At 69.3% G+C, this 20543-nt stretch carries 22 protein-coding genes; 13 read left to right on the top strand and 9 right to left on the bottom strand.

Annotated elements, in window-relative coordinates:
* Positions 1–20: 20 nt before the first annotated feature.
* A complete protein-coding gene (locus ACWIHT_RS26080) occupies positions 21–587 on the top strand; it encodes a Uma2 family endonuclease (protein WP_456170664.1) in 567 nt (188 codons plus the stop codon).
* Here ACWIHT_RS26080 and ACWIHT_RS26075 read toward each other — a convergent pair.
* The gene (locus ACWIHT_RS26075) at positions 568–1434 is read right to left on the bottom strand and encodes a diacylglycerol kinase (RefSeq protein ID WP_456170663.1); all 867 of its coding nucleotides are present in this window, start codon (positions 1432–1434) and stop codon (positions 568–570) included. The genes ACWIHT_RS26080 and ACWIHT_RS26075 overlap by 20 nt on opposite strands.
* Before the next feature lie 187 nt (positions 1435–1621).
* On the opposite strand from ACWIHT_RS26075, the gene ACWIHT_RS26070 reads away from it, so the two are divergent.
* From ACWIHT_RS26070 to ACWIHT_RS26055, 4 genes are all read left to right on the top strand, one after another.
* On the top strand, positions 1622–2905 hold the full coding sequence (locus tag ACWIHT_RS26070; RefSeq protein ID WP_201056040.1) for an adenylosuccinate synthase: 1284 nt from the start codon (positions 1622–1624) through the stop codon (positions 2903–2905).
* A gap of 174 nt (positions 2906–3079) precedes the next feature.
* Entirely contained in the window at positions 3080–4906 is a 1827-nt protein-coding gene (locus ACWIHT_RS26065) for a bifunctional metallophosphatase/5'-nucleotidase (RefSeq protein WP_456170661.1), read from the top strand.
* Positions 4907–4982: 76 nt separating this feature from the next.
* Positions 4983–5291 (top strand): hypothetical protein, encoded by a 309-nt coding sequence (locus tag ACWIHT_RS26060; RefSeq protein WP_456170660.1) that lies wholly within the window; start codon positions 4983–4985, stop codon positions 5289–5291.
* Entirely contained in the window at positions 5285–5566 is a 282-nt protein-coding gene (locus ACWIHT_RS26055) for a hypothetical protein (protein WP_456170659.1), read from the top strand. Before ACWIHT_RS26060 ends, ACWIHT_RS26055 begins: the two co-directional genes overlap by 7 nt.
* Before the next feature lies 1 nt (position 5567).
* Here ACWIHT_RS26055 and ACWIHT_RS26050 read toward each other — a convergent pair whose 3' ends face one another.
* From ACWIHT_RS26050 to ACWIHT_RS26040, 3 genes are all read right to left on the bottom strand, one after another.
* Positions 5568–6170, bottom strand: coding sequence for a TetR/AcrR family transcriptional regulator (locus ACWIHT_RS26050; RefSeq protein ID WP_456170658.1), 603 nt, complete (start codon positions 6168–6170; stop codon positions 5568–5570).
* A 65-nt stretch (positions 6171–6235) separates the two neighbouring features.
* Positions 6236–6439, bottom strand: a complete 204-nt coding sequence (locus ACWIHT_RS26045) for a DUF397 domain-containing protein (protein WP_456170657.1) — start codon at positions 6437–6439, stop codon at positions 6236–6238.
* Positions 6436–7272 (bottom strand): helix-turn-helix domain-containing protein, encoded by an 837-nt coding sequence (locus ACWIHT_RS26040; RefSeq protein WP_456170739.1) that lies wholly within the window; start codon positions 7270–7272, stop codon positions 6436–6438. Before ACWIHT_RS26040 ends, ACWIHT_RS26045 begins: the two co-directional genes overlap by 4 nt.
* Positions 7273–7396: 124 nt before the next feature.
* On the opposite strand from ACWIHT_RS26040, the gene ACWIHT_RS26035 reads away from it, so the two are divergent.
* The 5 genes from ACWIHT_RS26035 to ACWIHT_RS26015 all read left to right on the top strand — a co-directional run bounded on the left by ACWIHT_RS26035 (position 7397) and on the right by ACWIHT_RS26015 (position 9833).
* A complete protein-coding gene (locus ACWIHT_RS26035; protein WP_456170656.1) occupies positions 7397–7792 on the top strand; it encodes a hypothetical protein in 396 nt (131 codons plus the stop codon).
* A 575-nt stretch (positions 7793–8367) separates the two neighbouring features.
* A complete protein-coding gene (locus tag ACWIHT_RS26030) occupies positions 8368–8613 on the top strand; it encodes a hypothetical protein (protein ID WP_456170655.1) in 246 nt (81 codons plus the stop codon).
* 120 nt (positions 8614–8733) lie between these two features.
* The gene (locus tag ACWIHT_RS26025) at positions 8734–9000 is read left to right on the top strand and encodes a cupin domain-containing protein (RefSeq protein ID WP_363094336.1); all 267 of its coding nucleotides are present in this window, start codon (positions 8734–8736) and stop codon (positions 8998–9000) included.
* Positions 8997–9446, top strand: coding sequence for a hypothetical protein (locus ACWIHT_RS26020; RefSeq protein ID WP_456170654.1), 450 nt, complete (start codon positions 8997–8999; stop codon positions 9444–9446). The genes ACWIHT_RS26025 and ACWIHT_RS26020 overlap by 4 nt, the downstream gene beginning before the upstream one ends.
* A gap of 96 nt (positions 9447–9542) precedes the next feature.
* On the top strand, positions 9543–9833 hold the full coding sequence (locus ACWIHT_RS26015) for a hypothetical protein (protein WP_456170653.1): 291 nt from the start codon (positions 9543–9545) through the stop codon (positions 9831–9833).
* Here the strand turns inward: ACWIHT_RS26015 and ACWIHT_RS26010 are convergent.
* On the bottom strand, positions 9830–10024 hold the full coding sequence (locus ACWIHT_RS26010) for a tautomerase family protein (RefSeq protein ID WP_456170652.1): 195 nt from the start codon (positions 10022–10024) through the stop codon (positions 9830–9832). The two genes, ACWIHT_RS26015 and ACWIHT_RS26010, sit on opposite strands and share 4 nt — an antisense overlap.
* A gap of 131 nt (positions 10025–10155) precedes the next feature.
* Between ACWIHT_RS26010 and ACWIHT_RS26005 the strand changes: the two genes are divergently transcribed.
* Positions 10156–11031 carry a helix-turn-helix transcriptional regulator gene (locus ACWIHT_RS26005; RefSeq protein ID WP_456170651.1) on the top strand — a complete coding sequence of 292 codons (876 nt, stop codon included), beginning with the start codon at positions 10156–10158 and terminating at the stop codon, positions 11029–11031.
* Here ACWIHT_RS26005 and ACWIHT_RS26000 read toward each other — a convergent pair.
* The 4 genes from ACWIHT_RS26000 to ACWIHT_RS25985 form a co-directional block, all read right to left on the bottom strand.
* Positions 11028–11678, bottom strand: a complete 651-nt coding sequence (locus ACWIHT_RS26000) for a hypothetical protein (RefSeq protein WP_363094331.1) — start codon at positions 11676–11678, stop codon at positions 11028–11030. The genes ACWIHT_RS26005 and ACWIHT_RS26000 overlap by 4 nt on opposite strands.
* An 89-nt stretch (positions 11679–11767) precedes the next feature.
* On the bottom strand, positions 11768–14194 hold the full coding sequence (locus tag ACWIHT_RS25995; RefSeq protein WP_456170649.1) for a dolichyl-phosphate beta-glucosyltransferase: 2427 nt from the start codon (positions 14192–14194) through the stop codon (positions 11768–11770).
* A gap of 26 nt (positions 14195–14220) precedes the next feature.
* On the bottom strand, positions 14221–14922 hold the full coding sequence (locus tag ACWIHT_RS25990; protein WP_456170738.1) for a GntR family transcriptional regulator: 702 nt from the start codon (positions 14920–14922) through the stop codon (positions 14221–14223).
* Positions 14923–15077: 155 nt separating this feature from the next.
* On the bottom strand, positions 15078–16433 hold the full coding sequence (locus ACWIHT_RS25985) for an aspartate aminotransferase family protein (protein ID WP_200715595.1): 1356 nt from the start codon (positions 16431–16433) through the stop codon (positions 15078–15080).
* A 331-nt stretch (positions 16434–16764) separates the two neighbouring features.
* Between ACWIHT_RS25985 and ACWIHT_RS25980 the strand changes: the two genes are divergently transcribed.
* Both ACWIHT_RS25980 and ACWIHT_RS25975 read left to right on the top strand, forming a co-directional pair.
* Positions 16765–18870, top strand: a complete 2106-nt coding sequence (locus tag ACWIHT_RS25980; RefSeq protein ID WP_456170648.1) for a serine/threonine-protein kinase — start codon at positions 16765–16767, stop codon at positions 18868–18870.
* 118 nt (positions 18871–18988) lie between these two features.
* Positions 18989–20539, top strand: coding sequence for a PstS family phosphate ABC transporter substrate-binding protein (locus ACWIHT_RS25975; protein WP_456170647.1), 1551 nt, complete (start codon positions 18989–18991; stop codon positions 20537–20539).
* Positions 20540–20543: the final 4 nt, after the last annotated feature.

The following is a 20543-nucleotide window of genomic DNA, read 5'->3' as shown; positions in this document are numbered from 1 at the left end:
TGCGATAAGGGAGGTTCCGCGTGTCCGACGGTTTCCAGGGACTGTTGGACGACGGCGATGAGTTGCAGGTGCCTCCGGGCTACCGGGTCGAGATCATCAGGGGGAACATCGTCCTGTCGCCTTGGCCCCCCGGCTACTACGCCAGGGTGATGAACCAGGTGTGCGAGCAGCTGAGTTCCCACCTGCCCGAAGGGCACATCGCCTGTTCGGGACGACTGTTGTACGTCTTCCCGAGCGCGGAGCGCGCCTACGAACCGGACATTCACGTGGTGCACCGACGAAAGCTCCGGACGACGAGCAACCGTATGGACGGCACGGCACTCTCCTTCGTCGCGGAGCTGACTCTCCCCTCCACTCGGGACGTCGACTTCACCGACAAAGTCGAGACCTACGGCAAGGCGGGCGTCCCGGTCTATCTCCTCCTCGACATGCAGGAGGAGCAGGCCACCGTCTACTGGACCCCCTCCGCCAAAGGCTACGAGTCATGCAGCACGAGGCCGTTCGGAGGGAGGCTCTCGATCCCCGCTCCCTTCGACTGCACCCTCGACACCACCGGCTTCGAGCCCCCTAAGCCGTCGGCAACGTAAGCCCCCAAGCCCCCTCCCGCACTACCCACGTCCGCGTCCGCACCGGCCCCGCCACCACAGCATCCGCCCGGTACCGGAAATCCGCCCCGGACACAGTCACCGACCGCCCCCGTGCACACACAGGCGAAGCCTCCGCGCCCACCGACACCGGGCGCACCTCCACCTCGGCCAGCCCCGACGCCCCCGGCCGCACGGCGACCGTCTCCACCGGCTGGTCCAGGTCGACCAGGGTGACCCCGTCGACCTCGACGCGCAGCCGGGCCGGTCCGAAGCGGGGTACACCGACGAGCGGCTCCCGTTCCCGTGGCGGGCGGGCCGGGACCAGGGTGCGTACCAGTGACTGGCAGGTGCGGAGCCACGACGCGTGCCCGGTGCCCGCGGGCGAGGGCACCGCGGGTGAGGGGAGCGAGGGGATCCGCAGCGCGCCCAGCACCACCCCGTCGCTGTCGTCGACCAGCAGGTCCATCCGCCGTACGACCCCGTCGAGCACCGCCCGTGCCGCCGCCACCGCCCCCGTGGGCACCCCCAGTGCCCCCGCCAGGGACAGCGCGCCGCCCACCGGCACCATCGACAGGGCGCATCCCGCCAGCTCGCGCTGGCGGTACAGCAGGGACACGGTCCGCATCAGGGCCCGGTCGTCGCCCACCAGCACCGGTCGCCGTGAGCCCCGCCGGGCCAGGACCCGGGCGAATTCCTCGGGCCCCTCCGGCATGCACACCTTGGTCGCCGCACCCGCGCTGAGCACGTCTTTCGCGATGCGGACGGACTCTCCGTCGGTGCGCCGGGCGACCGGATCGATGACGACCAGGAGCTGATCGGAAGTCGCGAAAGTCGCCACCTCGGCCATGCCTCGCTTCCTCGGGTAGCATCTTTGTGCAAGAGCCCCTTGCGCTATTGCGCCAGGGGCTTCGTCTATTCCGGGGCATCCGGTCCGACGGGTTGCGGCCGACGAGGGTCGCTGACGTACGAGGCACACGCTGTGCGGCGTACGTCTCTGACCTTGGACATGCCCCGCCCGGAAGGGGTGTACGCGCGTGCCCGCACTTGTGCTGCTCGGTGCTCAGTGGGGTGACGAAGGCAAGGGAAAGGCGACGGACCTGCTAGGTGGGTCGGTCGACTATGTGGTGCGCTACCAGGGCGGCAACAACGCCGGCCACACGGTAGTCGTGGGCGATCAGAAGTACGCCCTTCACCTGCTCCCTTCCGGGATCCTCACACCGGAGTGCACTCCGGTCATCGGCAACGGTGTCGTCGTCGACCCGTCGGTCCTGTTCTCCGAGCTGAACGGGCTGAACGAGCGCGGCGTCGACACGTCCAAGCTCCTGATCAGCGGTAACGCTCACATCATCACGCCCTACAACGTGACGGTGGACAAGGTGACCGAGCGCTTCCTCGGGAAGCGGAAGATCGGCACGACCGGCCGCGGCATCGGCCCGACCTACGCGGACAAGATCAACCGCGTCGGCATCCGGGTCCAGGACCTCTACGACGAGTCGATCCTGACCCAGAAGGTCGAGGCGTCCCTCGACATCAAGAACCAGATGCTCACCAAGCTCTACAACCGGCGCGCGATCGCCATCGAGCAGGTCGTCGAGGAGCTGCTGTCCTACGCGGACCGCCTCAAGCCGTACGTCGCCGACACGGTCCTCGTCCTCAACCAGGCGCTGGACCAGGACAAGGTCGTCCTCTTCGAGGGCGGGCAGGGCACCCTCCTCGACATCGACCACGGGACCTATCCCTTCGTCACGTCCTCGAACCCCACCGCGGGCGGCGCGTGCACGGGCGCGGGTGTCGGCCCCACGAAGATCAGCCGGGTCATCGGCATCCTCAAGGCCTACACGACCCGGGTCGGCTCGGGCCCGTTCCCGACCGAGCTGTTCGACGCGGACGGCGACGCGCTGCGCCGTATCGGTGGCGAGCGGGGCGTCACCACCGGCCGCGACCGGCGCTGCGGCTGGTTCGACGCGGTCATCGCCCGCTACGCGACCCGCGTGAACGGCCTGACCGACTTCTTCCTCACCAAGCTCGACGTCCTCACCGGCTGGGAGCAGATCCCGGTCTGCGTGGCCTACGAGATCGACGGCAAGCGCGTCGAGGAACTCCCGTACTCGCAGACCGACTTCCACCACGCGAAGCCGATCTACGAGAACCTGCCCGGCTGGAGCGAGGACATCACGAAGGCCAAGACCTTCGCGGACCTCCCGAAGAACGCGCAGGCGTACGTGAAGGCGCTGGAGGAGATGTCGGGCGCGCCGATCTCCGCGATCGGTGTCGGCCCCGGCCGCACGGAGACGATCGAGATCAACTCGTTCATCTAGAGCGAGGGTTGAGCCGCGGCTGACGACGGTACTTGGGCCGGTCTTGGGAAACCTTGACCGGCCCTTGGGCTGTCCGTGGTTACGCCGGTAACGGGCGGAGGCCAGCATCTACGCGGGTAGCCCGCCGCGCCCCGCACGCACCACTCACCCTCTGTGCCCTCCCAGGAGCCCTGAATGCCCGTCAATCCCATGAACCGCCGTGAGTTCGTGCAGAAGTCCGCCGTCACCGGCGCGGTCGTGGCCGTCGCGGGGACGGCGGCGGCGACCCCGGCCGAGGCCGCCGACCGGCACCGGCCGAAGCCGACGCCCAAGCCGAAGACCTGGTCGTTCTCCATCCTGGGTACGACCGACCTGCACAGCCACGTCTTCAACTGGGACTACTACACCAACGCCGCCCCGGTGGACTCCAAGGGCAACACCTACGGCATCGCCCGTATCGCCACCCTGGTCAAGAACCTGCGCGCCGAGAAGGGCGAGCACAAGGTGCTGCTCGTCGACGCGGGCGACATCATCCAGGGAACGTCCCTCGCGTACTACTACGCCAACGTCGACCCCATCACGGGCAAGAACGGCAAGCGCGGCCCCAAGCACCCCATGGCCGTCGCCATGAACGAGATGCGCTACGACGCCGCCGCCCTCGGCAACCACGAGTTCAACTACGGCGTGGACGTGCTGCGCGCCTTCGAGAAGCAGTGTCACTTCCCGCTGCTCGGCGCCAACGCCCTGGACGCGAAGACCCTCAAGCCCGCCTTCGAGCCCTACACGGTCAAGCACATCAAGGTGCCCGGCGCGCCGGACATCAAGGTCGGCATCCTCGGCCTCACCAACCCGGGCATCGCGCTGTGGGACAAGGACAACGTCAGCGGCAAGCTGGTCTTCCCCGGGCTCGTCGAGCAGGCGAAGAAGTACGTGCCGCGGCTGCGCGCGCTCGGCTGTGACGTCGTCTTCCTCACCGACCACTCGGGCCTCGACGGCTCCACCTCCTGGGGCGACGAACTCCCCTACGTGGAGAACGCGTCGAACCTGGTCGCCCAGCAGGTCCCCGGCATCGACGCGATCCTCGTCGGCCACACCCACGTCGACGTCCCCACCTACACCGTGAAGAACGACGAGACCGGCGAGGACGTCCTCCTCTCCGAGCCGTACTGCTACGGCTACCGCCTCTCCGTCTTCGACTTCGAGCTGGAACTCGTGCGCGGCTGCTGGAAGATCACCAGCAAGACGGCGACCACGCTCAACAGCAACACGGTCGCGGAGGACAAGAAGATCACCGAACTCCTCACCGCCGACCACGACTTGGTCGTCAAGTACGTCAACACCGCGATCGGCACAAGCACCGTGGACATGTCGACCGCGGAGGCCTGCTGGAAGGACGTCCCCGCCATCGACTTCATCCACGAGGTCCAGATGGAGACGGTGAAGGCGGGCCTCTCGGCGGCGGACGCCGCGCTCCCGCTGATCTCGGTGGCGGCCTGCTTCAGCCGCACCGCCGACATCCCCAAGGGCGACGTGACCATCCGCGACGTCGCCGGCCTCTACATCTACGAGAACACCCTCTACGGCAAGAAGCTCACCGGCGCCCAGCTCAAGGACTACCTGGAGTTCGCGGCGAAGTACTACCACCAGGTCCCGGCCGGCACCGCGGTGGACACTTCTACGTTGACGAACGCCAACAGCTTCTGGGACTACATGTACGACACGGCGGCCGGTGTCTCCTACGAGATCGACATCGCGGCGGCCGAGGGCTCCCGCATCAAGAACCTCACCTACAACGGCGCCGCGATCCCCGACGACCAGGTCTTCGTCGTCGCGGTCAACAACTACCGCGCCAACGGCGGCAGCGGCTACCCGCACATCGCCGCCGCGGAGTCCGCCTACAGCTCCACCAACCAGGTCCGCGACCTGATGATCGCCTACGCCACGGCCAAGGGCACCATCGACCCGTCGACCTTCGCGGCCTCCAACTGGAAGCTGACGCAGGCCGGTACGGCGGTCTTCTAGCCGTTCGTTCCTGTGAGTTGCTGTGAATGATCAACTTCACGGCTTCCTCACACCGGACATTCGCTACGTTCCGTCCATGCCCTATCGAAGACGGTTGTCCCCGGCGGCGCTCCTGTTCCTGTTCCTGGAGGGAGCGCTCGCCGTCTTCGTCTCCGTGGGCCTCTACGGCGACGGGTCGAACGGCATGTGCGACTTCTCGACCCAGGACCTCCACCGGCACGTGGCCTACGCGCTGTGGGCCTCGCTGCCGGTGACCTGGGCGCTGCTGTACCTCGGCAACACCTGGCTGCGGTACGTCACTTGGACGGCTGCGGGACTACGACTGCTCTTCGGCACGGCGACGGGGACGCTGATGCTGATCGCCGGAGGGACGAGCCTGTGCTGAAGCCGCTCCAAGAGGAACTCGTCGGCCTCTGGGCCGAGTCGCTCCTCACCGCGACGTCCGCCGCGTGGTGGACCTACCTGGTGTGGGCCCACCCCGACGCCCTCTACGCCGACCCCGCGCCCGTGGTGTTGATCCTCACGGTCGTGCTGTCGTTGCTGGTGACGTGGACCGTATGGCTTCGGGCGGATCGGCTGCGGAGCGCGAACCTGGCCCTGGTCGCGGTACGCGGCGTAGCGGTACTGACGTTGTCCCTCTGGTTCCTTCAGGATCTGTAGGTCAGTCGGGGCAGGTGAGTGGCAGGCCGAGGCAGGCGTGCAGGGCCTGGCTCAACCGGCGGTCGACAGCCGCCCGTTCGGTCTCGGAGGGCGGCTCCTCCGGCGGGATCAGCGCGTACGGCAGCGCCGTGGTCAGCACGGCGAGCGTCACCGTGTCCCGCTCGGTGCCCCAGGGCAGATGCGGAGTCACGTACTCGGTCAGCCAGTCCCAGGCGGTCCGGTGCCACTCGGTGTCCGTACGGAGGACGGCGGCGTACGTCATCGCCGGTTCGGTCCGTGCCATCGCCCCGACGACGGGATGCTCCCGCAGCAGCCGGGCCGCGCGCACCGCGAAGTGCACGCCCAGACACTCCCGTGGCGGCAACGGGTCGGGGACTCGCAGGGCTACGTGCAGCACACGACTCAGTTCCCGCAACGTGGCCTCGCGCAGCAGTACCTGGGGATCGGCCCAATTCCGGTAGAAGAACTGGCGGTTGGACTCGGCCAGCCTGGCGATATGGGTGACCCCCACGCGCCGGGGCCCGCGCATGGCCATCGCGTCCAGCGTCGCGCGATACACGGTGCCCATTCCGGGCGGAGCCTGGACATGCTGTGAGCTGCTCATGTGAGCAGTTTGGCGTGGGGGGTGGGGGGTGTCTCAGAAAAGTGTGTCGGTATCGCCTGAAGGTGTCACACTTTTTTGGGGAGGGGGTGGGGGGTGAGGGGGAGGAAGGCGGACCAGGCCACATCGGAAACGGTGACCATCCCAAGCCCCGGATTCTTGGAGTCCCGGATGTGGATGGTTCGGGGGCAGGATGCGATCTCGACGCAGTTCCCGCCGCCGCCGTCGCTGTAACTCGACTTGAACCAGCGCAAGGTGTCGGTGCCGCTCATCGTTCTTCTCCTGCCAACCGCTCGATGAGGCTCAGTGAATCGTCGGGGCTCAGAGCCTGTGCGCGGATCTTCGCATAGCGGTGCGCCAGTTGGGAGACTTCCGGCGGATCACTGATCAGGATGCCCTGGTCCTCGATCTCCATGTAGACGACGTGCTCGTGCTCCTTCGTCACCACCAACTTCATGGAGCCACGGTCACCGGCGTATGTTCCTCGCAACCCGCGATCCAGCGGCAGTACTTGCACGCAGACATTGTCCCGTTGCGCGTCCTGGGCGAGCGAGCGCAGTTGCTCCCGCTGAACCTCCCAACTGCCGAACGGCCGCCTCAGTACGCTCTCTTCGAGGATCAGCTCGATCATGGGAGCCGGGTCCCGGTCGAAGAGCTTCCTGCGGGCAAGCCGTGCCTCGACCAATTCCTCGCGCTTCTGCTCGGGCACTGGCGGGAAACTGCCGCCGATCAACGCCCGCGCATAGGCCTCGGTCTGGAACAGGCCATCGACAACGAGCGTCTCGTACGACGACAACGTGACGGCCTCCGCCTCCATCTCGGCGAACCCACGGAACCGTGTCGGGTACTTCTCCAGCAGCATCCACTTGCGCGCCTCGTCGAAGACCCCGAGCCCACCCCCGACCGTCTCCTCCAACTTGAGGAGCATGTCGTCGCTGGCGGGCTGCGCGCAGGTCTCCATCGCGCTGACCGCCGAACCGGTGTAGCCCATCAGCTTGCCCAACTCGCTCTGCGTCAGCTGCTGTTGCTCACGCAGTGCTTTCGCGAGGGTGGCGACAAGATGCGCCGTTCCACTCGCTTCTTCCTTGTTCTTGGCCCGCGCCATTGCGGTCACCCCCGGACTCAACCGAACTCAACCGGTCACCAACAGCCGACTCCCGTGTCCAACCGTCGCGGACGGTCGACGCAGAGTCATGGAAACGGTAGCCGGACCTGCCGAAACTATCCGCATGGATACGCAAAGTGACCTGAAATGGATCCCCACAACCGGCATCCAACTCCGCAAGGCAGGGGTCCAGTTCGACGCGGTACGGGTGGACGGCGACGAGGGCAGAGACCTCGCGGACAGGCTCGCCCGCATGACAGGAGGGGCGCCGGGCCCGGTCGTGGAGGAGGCGACGGGCAACAGGGCCGTCTACTTCCTGGTCCCCGTCGGCAGCACGTCCCACCGTTCATGGCCACCGGGGGTAACCCGCCTCACCGCCGGCCCGAACCACATCTCGTACATCCCGGTCCCGGCCCTCAACGGCCAGACCTGGCCCCTGACTTGGCGCTACCGCCCGACAACCCCGGACCACTTCGTCCACACCCTGCTCCTGCGCACCGCCCTTCACCCCCAAGAGTGAAGAACGCGAACTCCCGCCCAGGCAAACCCAGTTCCGGCTTGCGTTCGTCGCTTTGCGTGCGCATAGAGTCACGCCAACGAAAACGCCCCCGCGGTGCACCAACACCCGGGGGCTCGACACCAGGAGCAGCAACTCCGGATGCGTATCCATCGTACGACGCCCACGCGCGCCTTTTCAGTCTTCTCCAATGCTCTTCTCCGCGATCGGAGCATCTCCTGGTGCGCGGTCGGCGTACTGACGTACCTATTGAGCCTCCCGAACGAGGCCCGCGTCACGATCCGCACGCTCGCCGATCAGCGCAAGGAGGGGCGGTCGCGGATCGCCGCCGCCCTGCATGAGCTGGAGGATTCGCGGTATCTGCGGCGGGTGGTGCGCAAGAACCCCGAGAGCGGCCAACTCTTCACCGTGTACGAGGGGTTTTCGATACTCCGTACGAGGACGAGCCGCCTTCGGGTGAAGAAGAAAAAGTCGAGAACCTGGCCTCCGGAGAGTCGGCCGTCGAGCCGTCGGACGCTCTCCCTTCGGGAGAAAAGACCAGGGAACAAGAACCTCCCTCCCCGCCGCCGCAGGCCGAGTTGAGCGAGCGCACCGCGCTTGCCGCGAAGTTGCTCGGGTCACTCGGGCGAACTGAACCCCGGCTCACGCTCGGTGCCGCCGAGGCGCAGAAACTCGCGCCGCTGGTCGAGGAGTGGTGGGCCCGGGGCGCGACGACCGTCCAGGTCGAACCCCGTAAACCCGGCGCCTCCGGCTACCGCGAGGCCGCCCAGCGCGGAGGTGCACTCGCCCGCGCCTTGTTGCAGGGGCGCCCCGCGCTCGCGTAACCGCCCTACAGACTCCCGGCCGCACGCCCGTGCAGAGCCGGGCCCTTCGAAAGAAACGGAGTGTTGATGACCGTCACACTCGTACGCCCTGAGACGGTATACCGTCGGTATACTTTGCTCATGGCTGACACCACGATCAAGGTCGACCCCGCTGTCCGTGACCGCCTCCAGGAGCTTGCCCGGGAGCGTGGGATCAGCATGCGGGACTTCGTCGCGGAGCTGGCCGGGGCCACCCCCACCAAGGAAGAGCTGCGCAAGCAGTACGAGGAGACCCGGGCCTACGTGGAGGAGCACTTCCTCGGCAGGCCCTACACCGAAGAGGACGAGAAGGCCGGCGAGAAGCTGTGGGCCGACCTCGAAGCGGGGCGGATCGGGGAGGTCCAGTGACGGGGGAGGAGCGGTACCCACTGCCGCGTGCCGTCATCTTCGACGACACCGCCGCGCTGGCGCTCGGCGCGGGCAACATCATGGCCTCCCGACTCGTCGTCGAGGCCGAGAAGGATCCCGCCCTGCGCGTCTACATCCCGGCGCTCAGCCTGGCCGCCGCCGAACGGGAGCGGGCGGGCGTCGCCGAACACGTCGGCGCGTTGCCGTCCGTGGCCATTGAGGGGCTCGACTTCGCGGCGGCGACCGCCGTGGGCAAGCGGCTGCGAGTGGCCGGTGGTGCCGATGCCGATGCCGACAAGGGCGAGGCCGACTGGAGCGGCGCCCATGTGCTGCATCTCGCCCTGCCCACTGTCGAGTGGCCGCGCGGCCGACCCGTCCTGACCAGGACGCCCATCCGGTATCGAGGTACCGGCATCCGCACGATCCGTATCGTCGAGCAGAACTGACCTCAAAGGGGGCGCTCCCACCGGGACGCCCCCTTTGTCCGGGCATATCCTGAAGTGGTCCGCCCCGCGCACGCCGACCAGGAGAAGGTGACTGCGATGCGCATGATGCTGAAAGCGGCCATGGACACGGAGAAGGGGAACGAGGCCATCCGGAACGGGACTCTGGGGAAGCTGATGGAGGAGTCCCTGGAGCAGATCAAGCCCGAGGCGGCCTACTTCACCGCCGACGGCGGCAAGCGCACCGCGTTCCTGTTCTTCGATCTGAAGGACGCCTCGGACATTCCGTCGATCAGTGAGCCGTTCTTCCTCAACCTGGGTGCCGAGTTGACCTGGACCCCGGTGATGAACGCGGAGGACGTCCAGACGGGTCTCGGCAAGATCCGCTAGGTCCTCAGGGTCAGGACACCGCCGCCGATGCCCCATCCCGCGTCGGCGACCTCCTCGACCAGGACGAGCGTGGTGGCGCGGGCGCCGTCGCCGAAGATCTCGGCGTACAGGTCCGTCGTGCGCGTGATGATCTGCTCCTTCTGCTCGGCGGTGAGGGCGCCGGCGGGGACCTTGAAGTTCGCGAAAGGCATGGTGTTCTCTTTCGTAGCGCTGTCGGTGTGGGGCAACTGTCTGTCCCCGGCGTCCGTCCCGCCAGGGCTGAGCCCACCCAGGGGTTGCCGGCCCCTGGCTCGGACCCCGCCGGAGAGGCGACGATGAGCGGGTGAACCTTCCCGAGCTCGCGGCGTTCCTCAGGTCCCGGCGTGACCGGGTCCGGCCGGCCGACGTCGGGCTGCCCGTCGGGCCCCGGCGCCGGGTGCCCGGACTGCGGCGCGAGGAGGTCGCGCAGTTGGCGGGGCTGTCGGCCGACTACTACACCGAGTTGGAGCGGGGGCGTGGCGCCCAGCCCTCGGCGCAGACCCTGAACGCCCTCGCCCGGGCGCTGCGGCTGGGCGGCGACCAGCGCGACCACCTGTTCCACCTGGCCGACCGGCCGTTGCCCGAGTCGGCGCGCGGTGCGGGCGCGCGGCACGTACAGCCCGCCCTGCTCGGGCTGTTGGACCGGCTGGCGACCACTCCGGCCCAGGTCATCACCGACCTGCACGAGACCCTCGTACAGAACGAGTTGGCCGTTGCTCTGCTCGGGCGGGCGCCGGAGCAGCGTGGCCCGGCCACCGGGTTCGCGTACCGCTGGTTCACCGATCCGGCCGCCGCCCGCGCCATTTACCCGCCCGAGGACCATCCGCACCACTCACGGGTCTTCGTCGCCGACCTCCAGGCGGTGGCCGCCCGTCGGAGCCGCGACAGCGAGGTCGCCGGGATGACGGCCGAACTGCGGCGGCGCAGCGCGGAGTTCGCCGGACTGTGGGACACCCACGACGTCGGGCTGCGCCGTACCGATCACAAGCGCATCGTGCATCCCGCGCTGGGCGTCATCGAGTTGGACTGCCACAGCCTGTTCAGCGAGGACGGCCGCCAGCGCCTCCTGTGGTTCACGGCCCCGCCCGGTACCGAGGGCGCCGCCCAGCTCGAACTGCTCGGCGTCATCGGCACGCAGGACATGGCCGCCACCGAGGACACCCCTGGCACGCGTCGCTAGCTGAACACGATCATCGAGCCCTGGGCCAGGCTGCGCGTCGCCGCCGCGTGCAGCCCGAGCCACACGTGCCGTTCGCGCGCGAACGGGCTGGGGTCGTACGGCGCGGCGACGGCCGGTTCCTCCAACTCCGTGGGCGCGGCGGGGGGTTGGGGTGCCGTGGGCGGGTTGGCCGGGTCGATGCCGATCGTGGGGGCCACGAACTCCAGCTCGCGCAGGAGGGTTTGGGAAGAGCCCAACGGGCCGCCGCCCGCGAGGAGTTCGTCGTTCGCGAGCGGGTGCGGGAAGTCGACCGGGACGTAGGCGCCCGCGTGGTCGTAGTGCCAGACCAGGTGGGACTGCTGGGCCGTGGTCTCGAACATCTCCAGGAGTTGCTCGTAGTCGCCGCCGAGGTCGTCCACCGGGGTCACCGGGAGACCGCAGACCTGGAGGAGGTAGGCCCGGCGCAGGAAGTGCAGCGCGTCGTAGTCGAAGCCGGCCACCGGGGCGACCTCGCCGGACAGTCCCGGCATGTACTGGTACACCGGCACCGGGGGGAGCCCGGCCTCGGCCAGCAGCGAGTTGTAGAGCGCGAGTTCCTCGGCGAACGGATTGTCGGGGGTGTGGCACAACACGTCGACGAGCGGGACCAGCCACAGGTCACAGGCCAAAAGGGGCTCCTCGGTTACTCGCTGCGCAGCGTGGATCTCGCATGGTGGTCAGGCAAGAGTAGGGGGAAGAGTAGTCGGTGCGGCCCGGGTCAGCTCCCCTCGTGCAGGTCCCATACCCACACGCCGTCCACCCACTTACCGGGTTTACCGGTCAGCTTTTCCACAGCCGTGCGCAGCTTGTCGTCGTTCGGCTGGGGCGCGACCACCAGGGCGCCCGCGTGCCAGTACGCGAAGTCCGCCTTGGCCTGCGCCTGCCAGTTCTTGCCGATCGTGGGGATGACGCCGGTGTAGCGGACGTCCCGCAGCATGTTGGAGGTGTAGCGGGGCGAGGCGCCGTAGATGCCGATGCGGTCGGCGCCGTAGGGGCCGTTGAAGTAGCCGCCGGGCATCTTGAAGCCGAGGCCGGAAGCCGTCTGCCAGTGGAGGGGCTCCGCCGCGCCCGGGTCCGCGAGCGGGAGCGGGACCAGGGATTCGCCCGCGCGGACGTACGACTTGTAGGTGCCGTCCGTGAAGAAGGCGGGTACGGCCGCGCGGTCGACGGCCTTCAGCGGTGCGGGGACGAGGGGGAGCAGTGCCAGGCATACGGCGAGCAGGCCCACGTACTGCGTGCCCAACTCCCGTGTCGCGGCGAGGCGTTCGACCGCGAGTGCGACCAGCATGCCCAGCGCGGGTGCGCAGATCATCGCCACCCGGCCCTCGATCACCGACTCGAAGAGCGGTTTGTGGGCGAGCAGGGCCCAGGGGCCGGGGTAGATCGTGTCCGTGAGCGGGATGCGGATCTTGGGGCCCATGGAGAGGATCGCGGCGGCTATCGCCGTGAAGGCCAGGGCCTTGACCAGGGCGTGTTCCCACAGTCGTACGACGATTGCGAAGGCCAGGGCGACCAGCGGCCAGCCGTAGAAGGCGTTCTGTTCGGTGGGGTTGAGGGAGAGGGAGTTGGCGCGGATCTCGTCGCCCGCCATCAGGGAGCGTTCGGCGAAGGAGAGGAGCGCGAGGGGGCTGTTGCCCGCGTTGTCGCCGTGCAGGACGCTCTTGTAGCTCTGGGGACCGACGAACTGATACCAGAGGGGGATCAGGATGATCGGGGCGCAGACCAGCGCCGCGATGCCCAGGCCCTTGAGGAGCGGGCGCCAGGACGCGCGGACGACCTCCCTGTTGAGGACGCCGTAGGACACGGCGAACAGGACCATGCCGATGGAGGCGAGGAGCAGGGGTTCCTCGCCGAGGAAGATCTGGTAGGCCGCCATCAGGCCCAGCACGACGCCGTCGCGGCGCACCCGGGTGCCCGCGCACAGGCGCAGGGCGCGGTCGATGATCAGCGGGATCATGAAGAGGATGACGAAGTTGGGGTGCGCGTTGGCGTGGCTGACCATCGGCGGGGCGAAGGCCGCGAGCGAGGCGCCGACGAAGGCCGCGGCCCGTTGCCGTACGACGCGCTTCACGATCAGCCAGTACCAGGCGGCGGCCGTGGCCGCGAGGCCCAGCGCCATGCAGACGCTGAGGGAGACCGCGGGTCCGGCGAGCAGGGTGAGGGGCGCGAAGGGGACCGACAGGCCCAGCATGACCGTGTTGGCCATGAGGTTCACGCCGTCGGGGAAGCCCTGGAGGTTGGAGAAGAGCGGGTTGTGGAGGTGGGCCACGTTGTCGGCGGTGACCGCGAAGAACCACTCCCACTGGTTCTGGTCCTGGAGCGAGTCCTCCAGGTAGCGGTGGTTCGGGTCGAAGAGGCGGCCCGAGTAGAGGGCCACCGACATGAGGAGGAAGAGGACGACCACCAGGGCGTCGACCGGGCGCAGGGAGCGGGCGCGGAGGCGGGCGAGTTCGGTGAGGACCCGGGCGTAGTCCAGGGGTCGTACCTTCGAACCGGACTGGTGGGACCAGCGCACCGGGACCTCGGCGACCTCCCAGTCGGCGCGGCGGAAGTGCTGGAGGACCTCCACGTCGATGCCCCAGCCGTTGATGCGGGAGGCGGCGAAGGCCTCGCGGGCGCGGTCGCCCTCGAAGAGCTTGAAGCCGCACTGGGTGTCGCGTATGCCGGGCACCGCGGCCTTGCGTATCAGGAAGTTGCCCGCGCGGCCCAGGAGTTCACGGACCGGGTGCTGGTGGCTCTCGATGGTCGCGCCCGGCGCGGCCCGGGAGCCGATGGCCGCCGTACGGCCCTCGCCGAGCTCCTTGTCGAGTTTCTCCAACTCCTCGATGGGCGCGGCCAGATCGGCGTCGGTGACCAGGACCCGGCGTCCGCGCGAGGCGGCGACCCCGAGGCGCAGGGCGTGGCCCTTGCCGCGGTTGCGGGGGCTGGTGACCAACTGCACACGCCGGTCGGCGCGGGAGGTGACGACCTCCCGCGTCCCGTCGTCGGAGCCGTCGTCGGCGACGATGATCTCCCAGTCGCCGAAGCGGCCCTCGTTGTCGCCCAGATACGCGGTGATCGCGTCGAGCGTCGGGCCCAGCCGCTGTTCCTCGTTGTAGGCGGGCACGACGACACTGAGGTCCACGACGACGACACTGGGGTCCACGGCCGGAGCGGCCCTTTCCGGTCCGGTCACCGGGCGGCCAGCCGCTCGATGAGGGCGAGGGAGTGCGTGTTGTACGCCAGGACGATCGCCCGCGCGGCGGGGGTGTCGCGGCGCGCCAGGGCGTCGACGAGTTCGGTGTGCTCGGCCCACAACTGCCCGCGCAGATCGGTCAGTCGGCGCAGATGCTGGACCGTGCACACCCAGGACTGGACGCGCAGCCGGTGCAGGAAGTCGCCGAGGTAGGGGTTGCCGAACATGGTGCTCAGCTCGCGCCAGTACCGCAGGTCGTAGCCGATCAGCACGGTGAGGTCACCGGCCTCGGCGGCGCGCTGCGCCTCCTCGCCGCGGCGGCGGACGCCGGCGAGCGCGGCGACCGTACGCGGGTCGTCGGTGCGGTCGAACACGGAGTGGCCGCCGGCCAGCGCCAGGAACATGCCCTCGGTGACCAGCGCGCGGGCCTCGATCATGCCGCGGTGGTCGGCCACCGAGTACTCGTGGACGCGGAAGCCGCGGTGCTGGTCGGCTTCGAGGAGTCCCTGCGCGGAGAGATCGACAAGGGCTTCCCGGACCGGGGTCGCGGAGACGCCGTACTGCTCGGCGATCTCCTTCACCGTGAACTCCTGGCCGGGCTGGAGGCGGCCGGCCAGGACCTCGTCGCGAAGCGCGTCGGCGATCTGCTGCCGCAGGGTGCTGCGGGTCACGGCGCCGTTGCCGCTGCTTCCGGGCATCGTCGGAGCGTCTCCCTCGTCGCGTTCGATGGCGTACTCGTATATGTCTACGAGCACGTCACCTTACGCGTTCGGGTTCCCGCCCTGCCCGTATCCGGGCACCAGAGGAACGGACCCGCCCATTCCGGGTACTACGAGGTGAATTCGACGGCGTACTACGACGTGAATTCGTCCGCCACGGACAGCGCCGTGTCCAGAGCGGCGAGGCCCTCCTTCAGTTCGGCCTCGCTCACATTGAGCGGCGGGACGACGTGCGTGCGGTTCATGTTGACGAACGGCCACAGCCCCTGCTGCTTCGCGGCGGCCCCGAAGGCGGCCATCGCCGCGTTCGCCTCACCGGCCGCGTTGTACGGCACCAGCGGCTCGCGCGTCTCCCGGTCCTTCACCAGGTCCAGCGCCCAGAACATGCCGACCCCGCGCACCTCCCCGACACTCGGGTGCCGCTCCGCCAGCGCGCGCAGCGCGGGCTCGACGACGGTCGTACCGAGGTGCTTCGCGTTTTCTACGACGCCCTCCTCGGCCATGACATTGATCGTGGCGACGGCCGCGGCGCAGGCCAGCGGGTGCCCGGAGTACGTCAGGCCGCCCGGGTAGGCCCGCTTGCCGAAGGTGTCCGCGATGGCGCCGGAGATGGCGACCCCGCCGAGCGGCACGTATCCGCTGTTCACGCCCTTGGCGAAGGTCATGAGGTCCGGTACGACGTCGAACAGGTCGGCCGCGAACCACTCACCGGTCCGCCCGAACCCGGCCATCACCTCGTCGAGGACGAAGACGATCCCGTACTTGTCGCAGATCTCACGGACCCCGGCGAGATAACCGGGCGGCGGCACCATGATCCCGGCCGTGCCCGGCACGGTCTCCAGGACGATCGCGGCGATCGTGGCCGGACCCTCGAAGGCGATCGTCGTCTCCAGGTGCTCCAGCGCGCGCTCGCACTCCTGCTCCTCGGTCTCCGCGTAGAAACGGGACCGGTACAGGAAGGGCGCCCAGAAGTGCACGACCCCGGCCGAGGCGCTGTCGCTGGCCCAACGGCGCGGATCCCCGGTGAGGTTGATCGCCTGCTGGGTACCGCCGTGGTACGAGCGGTAGGCGGAGAGCACCTTCGGCCGACCGGTGTGCAGCCGGGCCATGCGCGTCGCGTGCTCGATGGCGTCGGCGCCGCCGTTGGTGAAGAAGATCTTGTCCAGGTCCCCGGGCGTCCGCTCGGCGATCAGCCGGGCCGCCTCCGAGCGGGCCTCGATCGCGAACGCGGGCGCGAAGGTGGTGAGGGTCGCGGCCTGCTCCTGGATCGCGGCGACGACCTTCGGGTGCTGGTAGCCGATGTTCGTGTAGACGAGCCCACTGGTGAAGTCCAGGTAGCGCCTGCCGTCGTAGTCCCAGAAGTACGACCCCTCCGCGCCGGCCACGGCGAGCGGGTCGATGAGTTCCTGCGCGGACCAGGAGTGGAACACATGCGCACGGTCCGCGGCCTTCACGGCGGCGCCGGCCTGGGGGTTGGGCTGAGGGGTCATGGCGGCGAGCGTAAATGTCCGCGATGCGGAAAAGGTATCGGCGGTCTGTCTGCGGTAGCGGGGTTTCCGCGACAGGTTGTCCAGGGTGGGTGTCCGCTACCGGACCCCTCTGACCTGTGTCGGTGAAACTAACCGCTGTCCGCCCCTGTGACCGGTTAGTTTCAGTGACACAGCTCAGCGAGGTGGTGCCGGGCGGGGCCGGTCTGCCGTTACGGAACCGTAGACACCGCTCCGTCCGTCTCGTCGATTCCCCGCACTATTCTCGGTCTGTCGCGGAGCACAGGGGCTCGACCGGGGTGTGACCGGGGAATTCAGGGGAGGCGGCGCGGTCGTGGAGAAACTGGGGGCGGCCGATCCGCAGCGGATCGGGGCGTATCGGCTGGTGGGCCGGCTCGGCGCCGGGGGCATGGGGCATGTGTACCTGGCCCGGTCGGACCGGGGACGCACGGTCGCCGTCAAGCTGGTGCGGGAGGACCTGGCCGCGCAGGAGGAGTTCCGCGCCCGGTTCCGGCAGGAGGTGCAGGCCGCGCGCCGGGTCGGCGGACACTGGACCGCGCCCGTCCTGGACGCCGACACCGAGGCCCCGGTGCCCTGGGTGGCCACCGGATATGTCGCCGGACCCACCCTGCAACAGGTCGTCGGCCGCGATCACGGGGCACTGCCCGAGCGTTCGGTACGGATCCTCGCCGCCGGGCTCGCGCACGCGCTCCAGGACATCCACGCCGCCGGCATCGTCCACCGCGACCTCAAACCGTCCAACGTGCTGGTCACCATCGACGGCCCCCGCGTCATCGACTTCGGCATAGCGCGCGCCCTGGAGACCCAGGCCGGGGACGGCCTCACCCGCACCGGCTCGCTGGTCGGCTCGCCCGGATTCATGGCACCGGAACAGGTGCGGGGCGACCGCATCACCCCGGCGTGCGACATCTTCTGCCTCGGTTCCGTCCTCGCCTACGCCGCGACCGGCACCCTCCCCTTCGGTACCGCCAACAGCGGTGTCCACGCGCTGATGTTCCGCATCGCCCAGGACGAACCCGACCTGACGGGCGTCCCCGAGGGCATCGCCGAACTGGTCCGCGACTGCCTGCGCAAGGACCCGGACGCCAGGCCGACCCTGAACCAGATCCTCGACCGTACGGGCGCGGAGGACACCGTCTCCGGGGGCCGCTCCCGCGACCCCTGGCTGCCGGGCGGCCTGGTCGCCCAACTCGGGCGCCACGCGGTGCGGTTGCTGGACACGGAGGATCCGCAGACGGCGGAACGGGTGCAGCTGGAGAAGGGCGCCGAGCGGCTCCAGTTGGAGAAGGGCGCTCCGGTGGTGCGGCCCCTTCAGGCTCGGGCTTCCGAGCCCCTGGCCCTTGAGACGGCGCAGGGGGCCACGCCCGACGCACCTCCCGCACCCGGACCTCCCGCACCCGCACCTCCCGCACCCGCATCCCCCGCACCTGTTCCCGTGCGGGCCGCACCCGTCGCCGTAGAGCCGCCCGCCGTCTCCGAAGCCTCACTCGAACACGCGCCGGCCTCGGACGACTCCTCGCCGGCGGACGACGGCGCGCCCACCACCCACCTCCCGACGGTGGTCGAGAGCGGACCCGGACCCACCGGGACACCACCCCCGCCCACCCCGCACCCGGCCTACGGCCACCCGCAGCAACACCCCCAGCCCGCCCCCGGCTACGGCTATCCGCAACAACCGCCCGCACAGCCCGCCCCGCCCGCCGCCGACCACGGCTACCCCCAGCTCCCCGGCCGGCAACTCGTCGGCTGGGGCGGGCAGGTGCCGTACAACCCCTACCCCCACAACAACGGCCTCGGCGCCACCCCGCCCTACGGCCCCGGGCCCTACCTGGAGCCCCAGGAGCCGCGTCGCAGCAAGCGGTCGACCGCGCTGCTCGTCGTGGTCGCGCTGGTCGTCGCGCTGGGGGCGGGCGGTTCGGTGTACGCGCTGATGAAGAGCGGCGGCAACGGCAGCCGTACGGCGGCCGGTTCGGGCGGCCGGGCCACCGGCGCCGCGCCCACCACGCCCGGTCCGACCACCGGGCAGCCGTCGCCGACCGACTCCGCCTCGGCCTCCGCGAAACCGTCCGGCGGCGACGCCGTACCGAGCGGCTACCTCGGCACCTGGAACGCGTCCATCGACAACTCCACCGGCCACAACACCCGCCAACTCACCATCAGCCAGGGCAAGCTGGGGGACCCGGTGCTGAAGCTGGTCGCGGACGGACCCGGCTACCACTGCGTGTTCAGCGCCGACCTCACCCAACGGCCGGGCGGTGACAGCCCGTTGGCGCTGGGCGCCTCCACCGTCACCTCGGGGCAGCCGCTGTCGTCCTGTAGTCCGGGCGCGGCCAGTGAGGTCACCCTGCTGTCGGACGGCAGCCTGGAGCGGGTGAACACCGGCAACGGCGAGAAGCTGACGTACACCAAGGCGGGCTGAAGTCCCTTTACCCCAGGGCCAGTTGAACGTCACGCGAACTTCGGCCGGTATCCCCTGAGTGTCTTCCGGTACCCCCGTACCGTGAACCCACTGTCCGGCTGGGGAGCGGGGGCCCGCAGTGGAATGGATCAGCTCGGAGAATGTCGTCGCCGTGTGTACCGCGCTGCTCGGTATCGTCGCGTCCGGCGTGACGGTCTGGTACGAACGCCGGGTGCCGCGCCGCAGGCAGATCGGCTACCGCGTCCAGATGGACAGCCCGATCGGCGTTGGCGGGGGTTCGGGCCAGGCCAACCGCCGCCTCGGCCTCTTCAACCAGGCACCCGGCATGTCCGACGCCACCCTCGTCCTGCTGCGCATCGAGAACGACGGCTCGCTGAGCATCGCCGACCACGACTACACCGCTCCTGACGGTGGCGGTCTCACCGCCGAGTTCACCGGCCGCACGATCGTCGGTGTCTCGGTCACCCAGCCGCCCGGCACCAACCACCTGATGGACCACTTCAACCCGGAGGGCGCGCTCAACTACGCGGAAGGCAGCAACACCCTGCACATCCCGCGCGTCCCGCTCAACCGCGGCGACCACTTCAAACTGCTGGTACTGCTGTCCGGCGGCACCGTGGGCAGTGAGGTGGTGCTCTACGGCGGCATCAACGACGGCGAGGTGCACACCAACCGGAGCGCGACCCCGGACGAGACGCCGGCTCTGTTCAGCCGCGCCTCCAGGCTGATCACCATCATGCTCACCCTGTGCGTGGTGACCCTGGCGGCGATCATCGTGGTCCGGGACGACACCCCGCCGCCCCTCGGCTGTGAGAAGGGCACGCTGACGATCACCGGTTCCACGGCCTTCGCGCCCGTGACCGAGGAGCTGGCGAAACAGTACGAGAAGGACTGCCAGGGCTCCCGGATCACGGTGGACGCGCGGGGCAGCGCGGCCGGAGCCACCGAACTCGCCTCCCTGGGCGCGGTGTCGGCGAAGAGCGCCCACTCGGTGATCGCCTTCTCCGACGGCGCCGCGACCGACACGGGCGGCGAACTCTTCGGCACCCGGGTCGCGTTGTCCGTCTTCACACTCGTCGTCAACAACGACATCCGTCTCCCGCACGGCCTCACCATGGCCCAGGTACGCCGTATCTACCGCGGCCAGGTCACGCGGTGGAAGCAACTCGACGCCTCCCTTCCCGATCTGCCCATCGTGCTGGTCAGCCGCAACGCCGACTCCGGTACGCGGCAGATCTTCCAGCAGCGGGTGCTGGGCAGTTGGGAACGGGTACCGAGCACCTCACTGGACTGCGTCCACAAGGACGACGCCTCCGCGCCCGTCACGCGCTGCGAACTCGACTCCACGGACAAGGTGTTGGACAAGGTCGCCGAACTCCCCGGCGCCCTCGGCTACAGCGAGGTCACCCTCGCGAACGGACACAAGGGCCTGCGCCCGGTCCCCCTCGACGGCGCACCGGCCTCGGTCTCGGACATCGAGTACGGCAAGAGCGAGTACCCGTACCGGGGCGTCGAGTACGCCTACACCTACGGTCGCCCGTCCGCGGGCTCCCTCACCGAGAGCTTCCTCGCCTACGTGGCCCAGGGCACCGGCGAGAACGTCATCCGCGCCCACGGCCACCTGCCGTGCTCGGCGACCCAGTCGACGGGGTTGTGCGTGGACGACTGAGAGG

The organism is Streptomyces sp. NPDC002276, assembly GCF_053891435.1.
The sequence above is the reverse complement of the archived record's forward strand: the minus strand, read 5'-3'. Positions and strand labels throughout refer to the sequence as shown.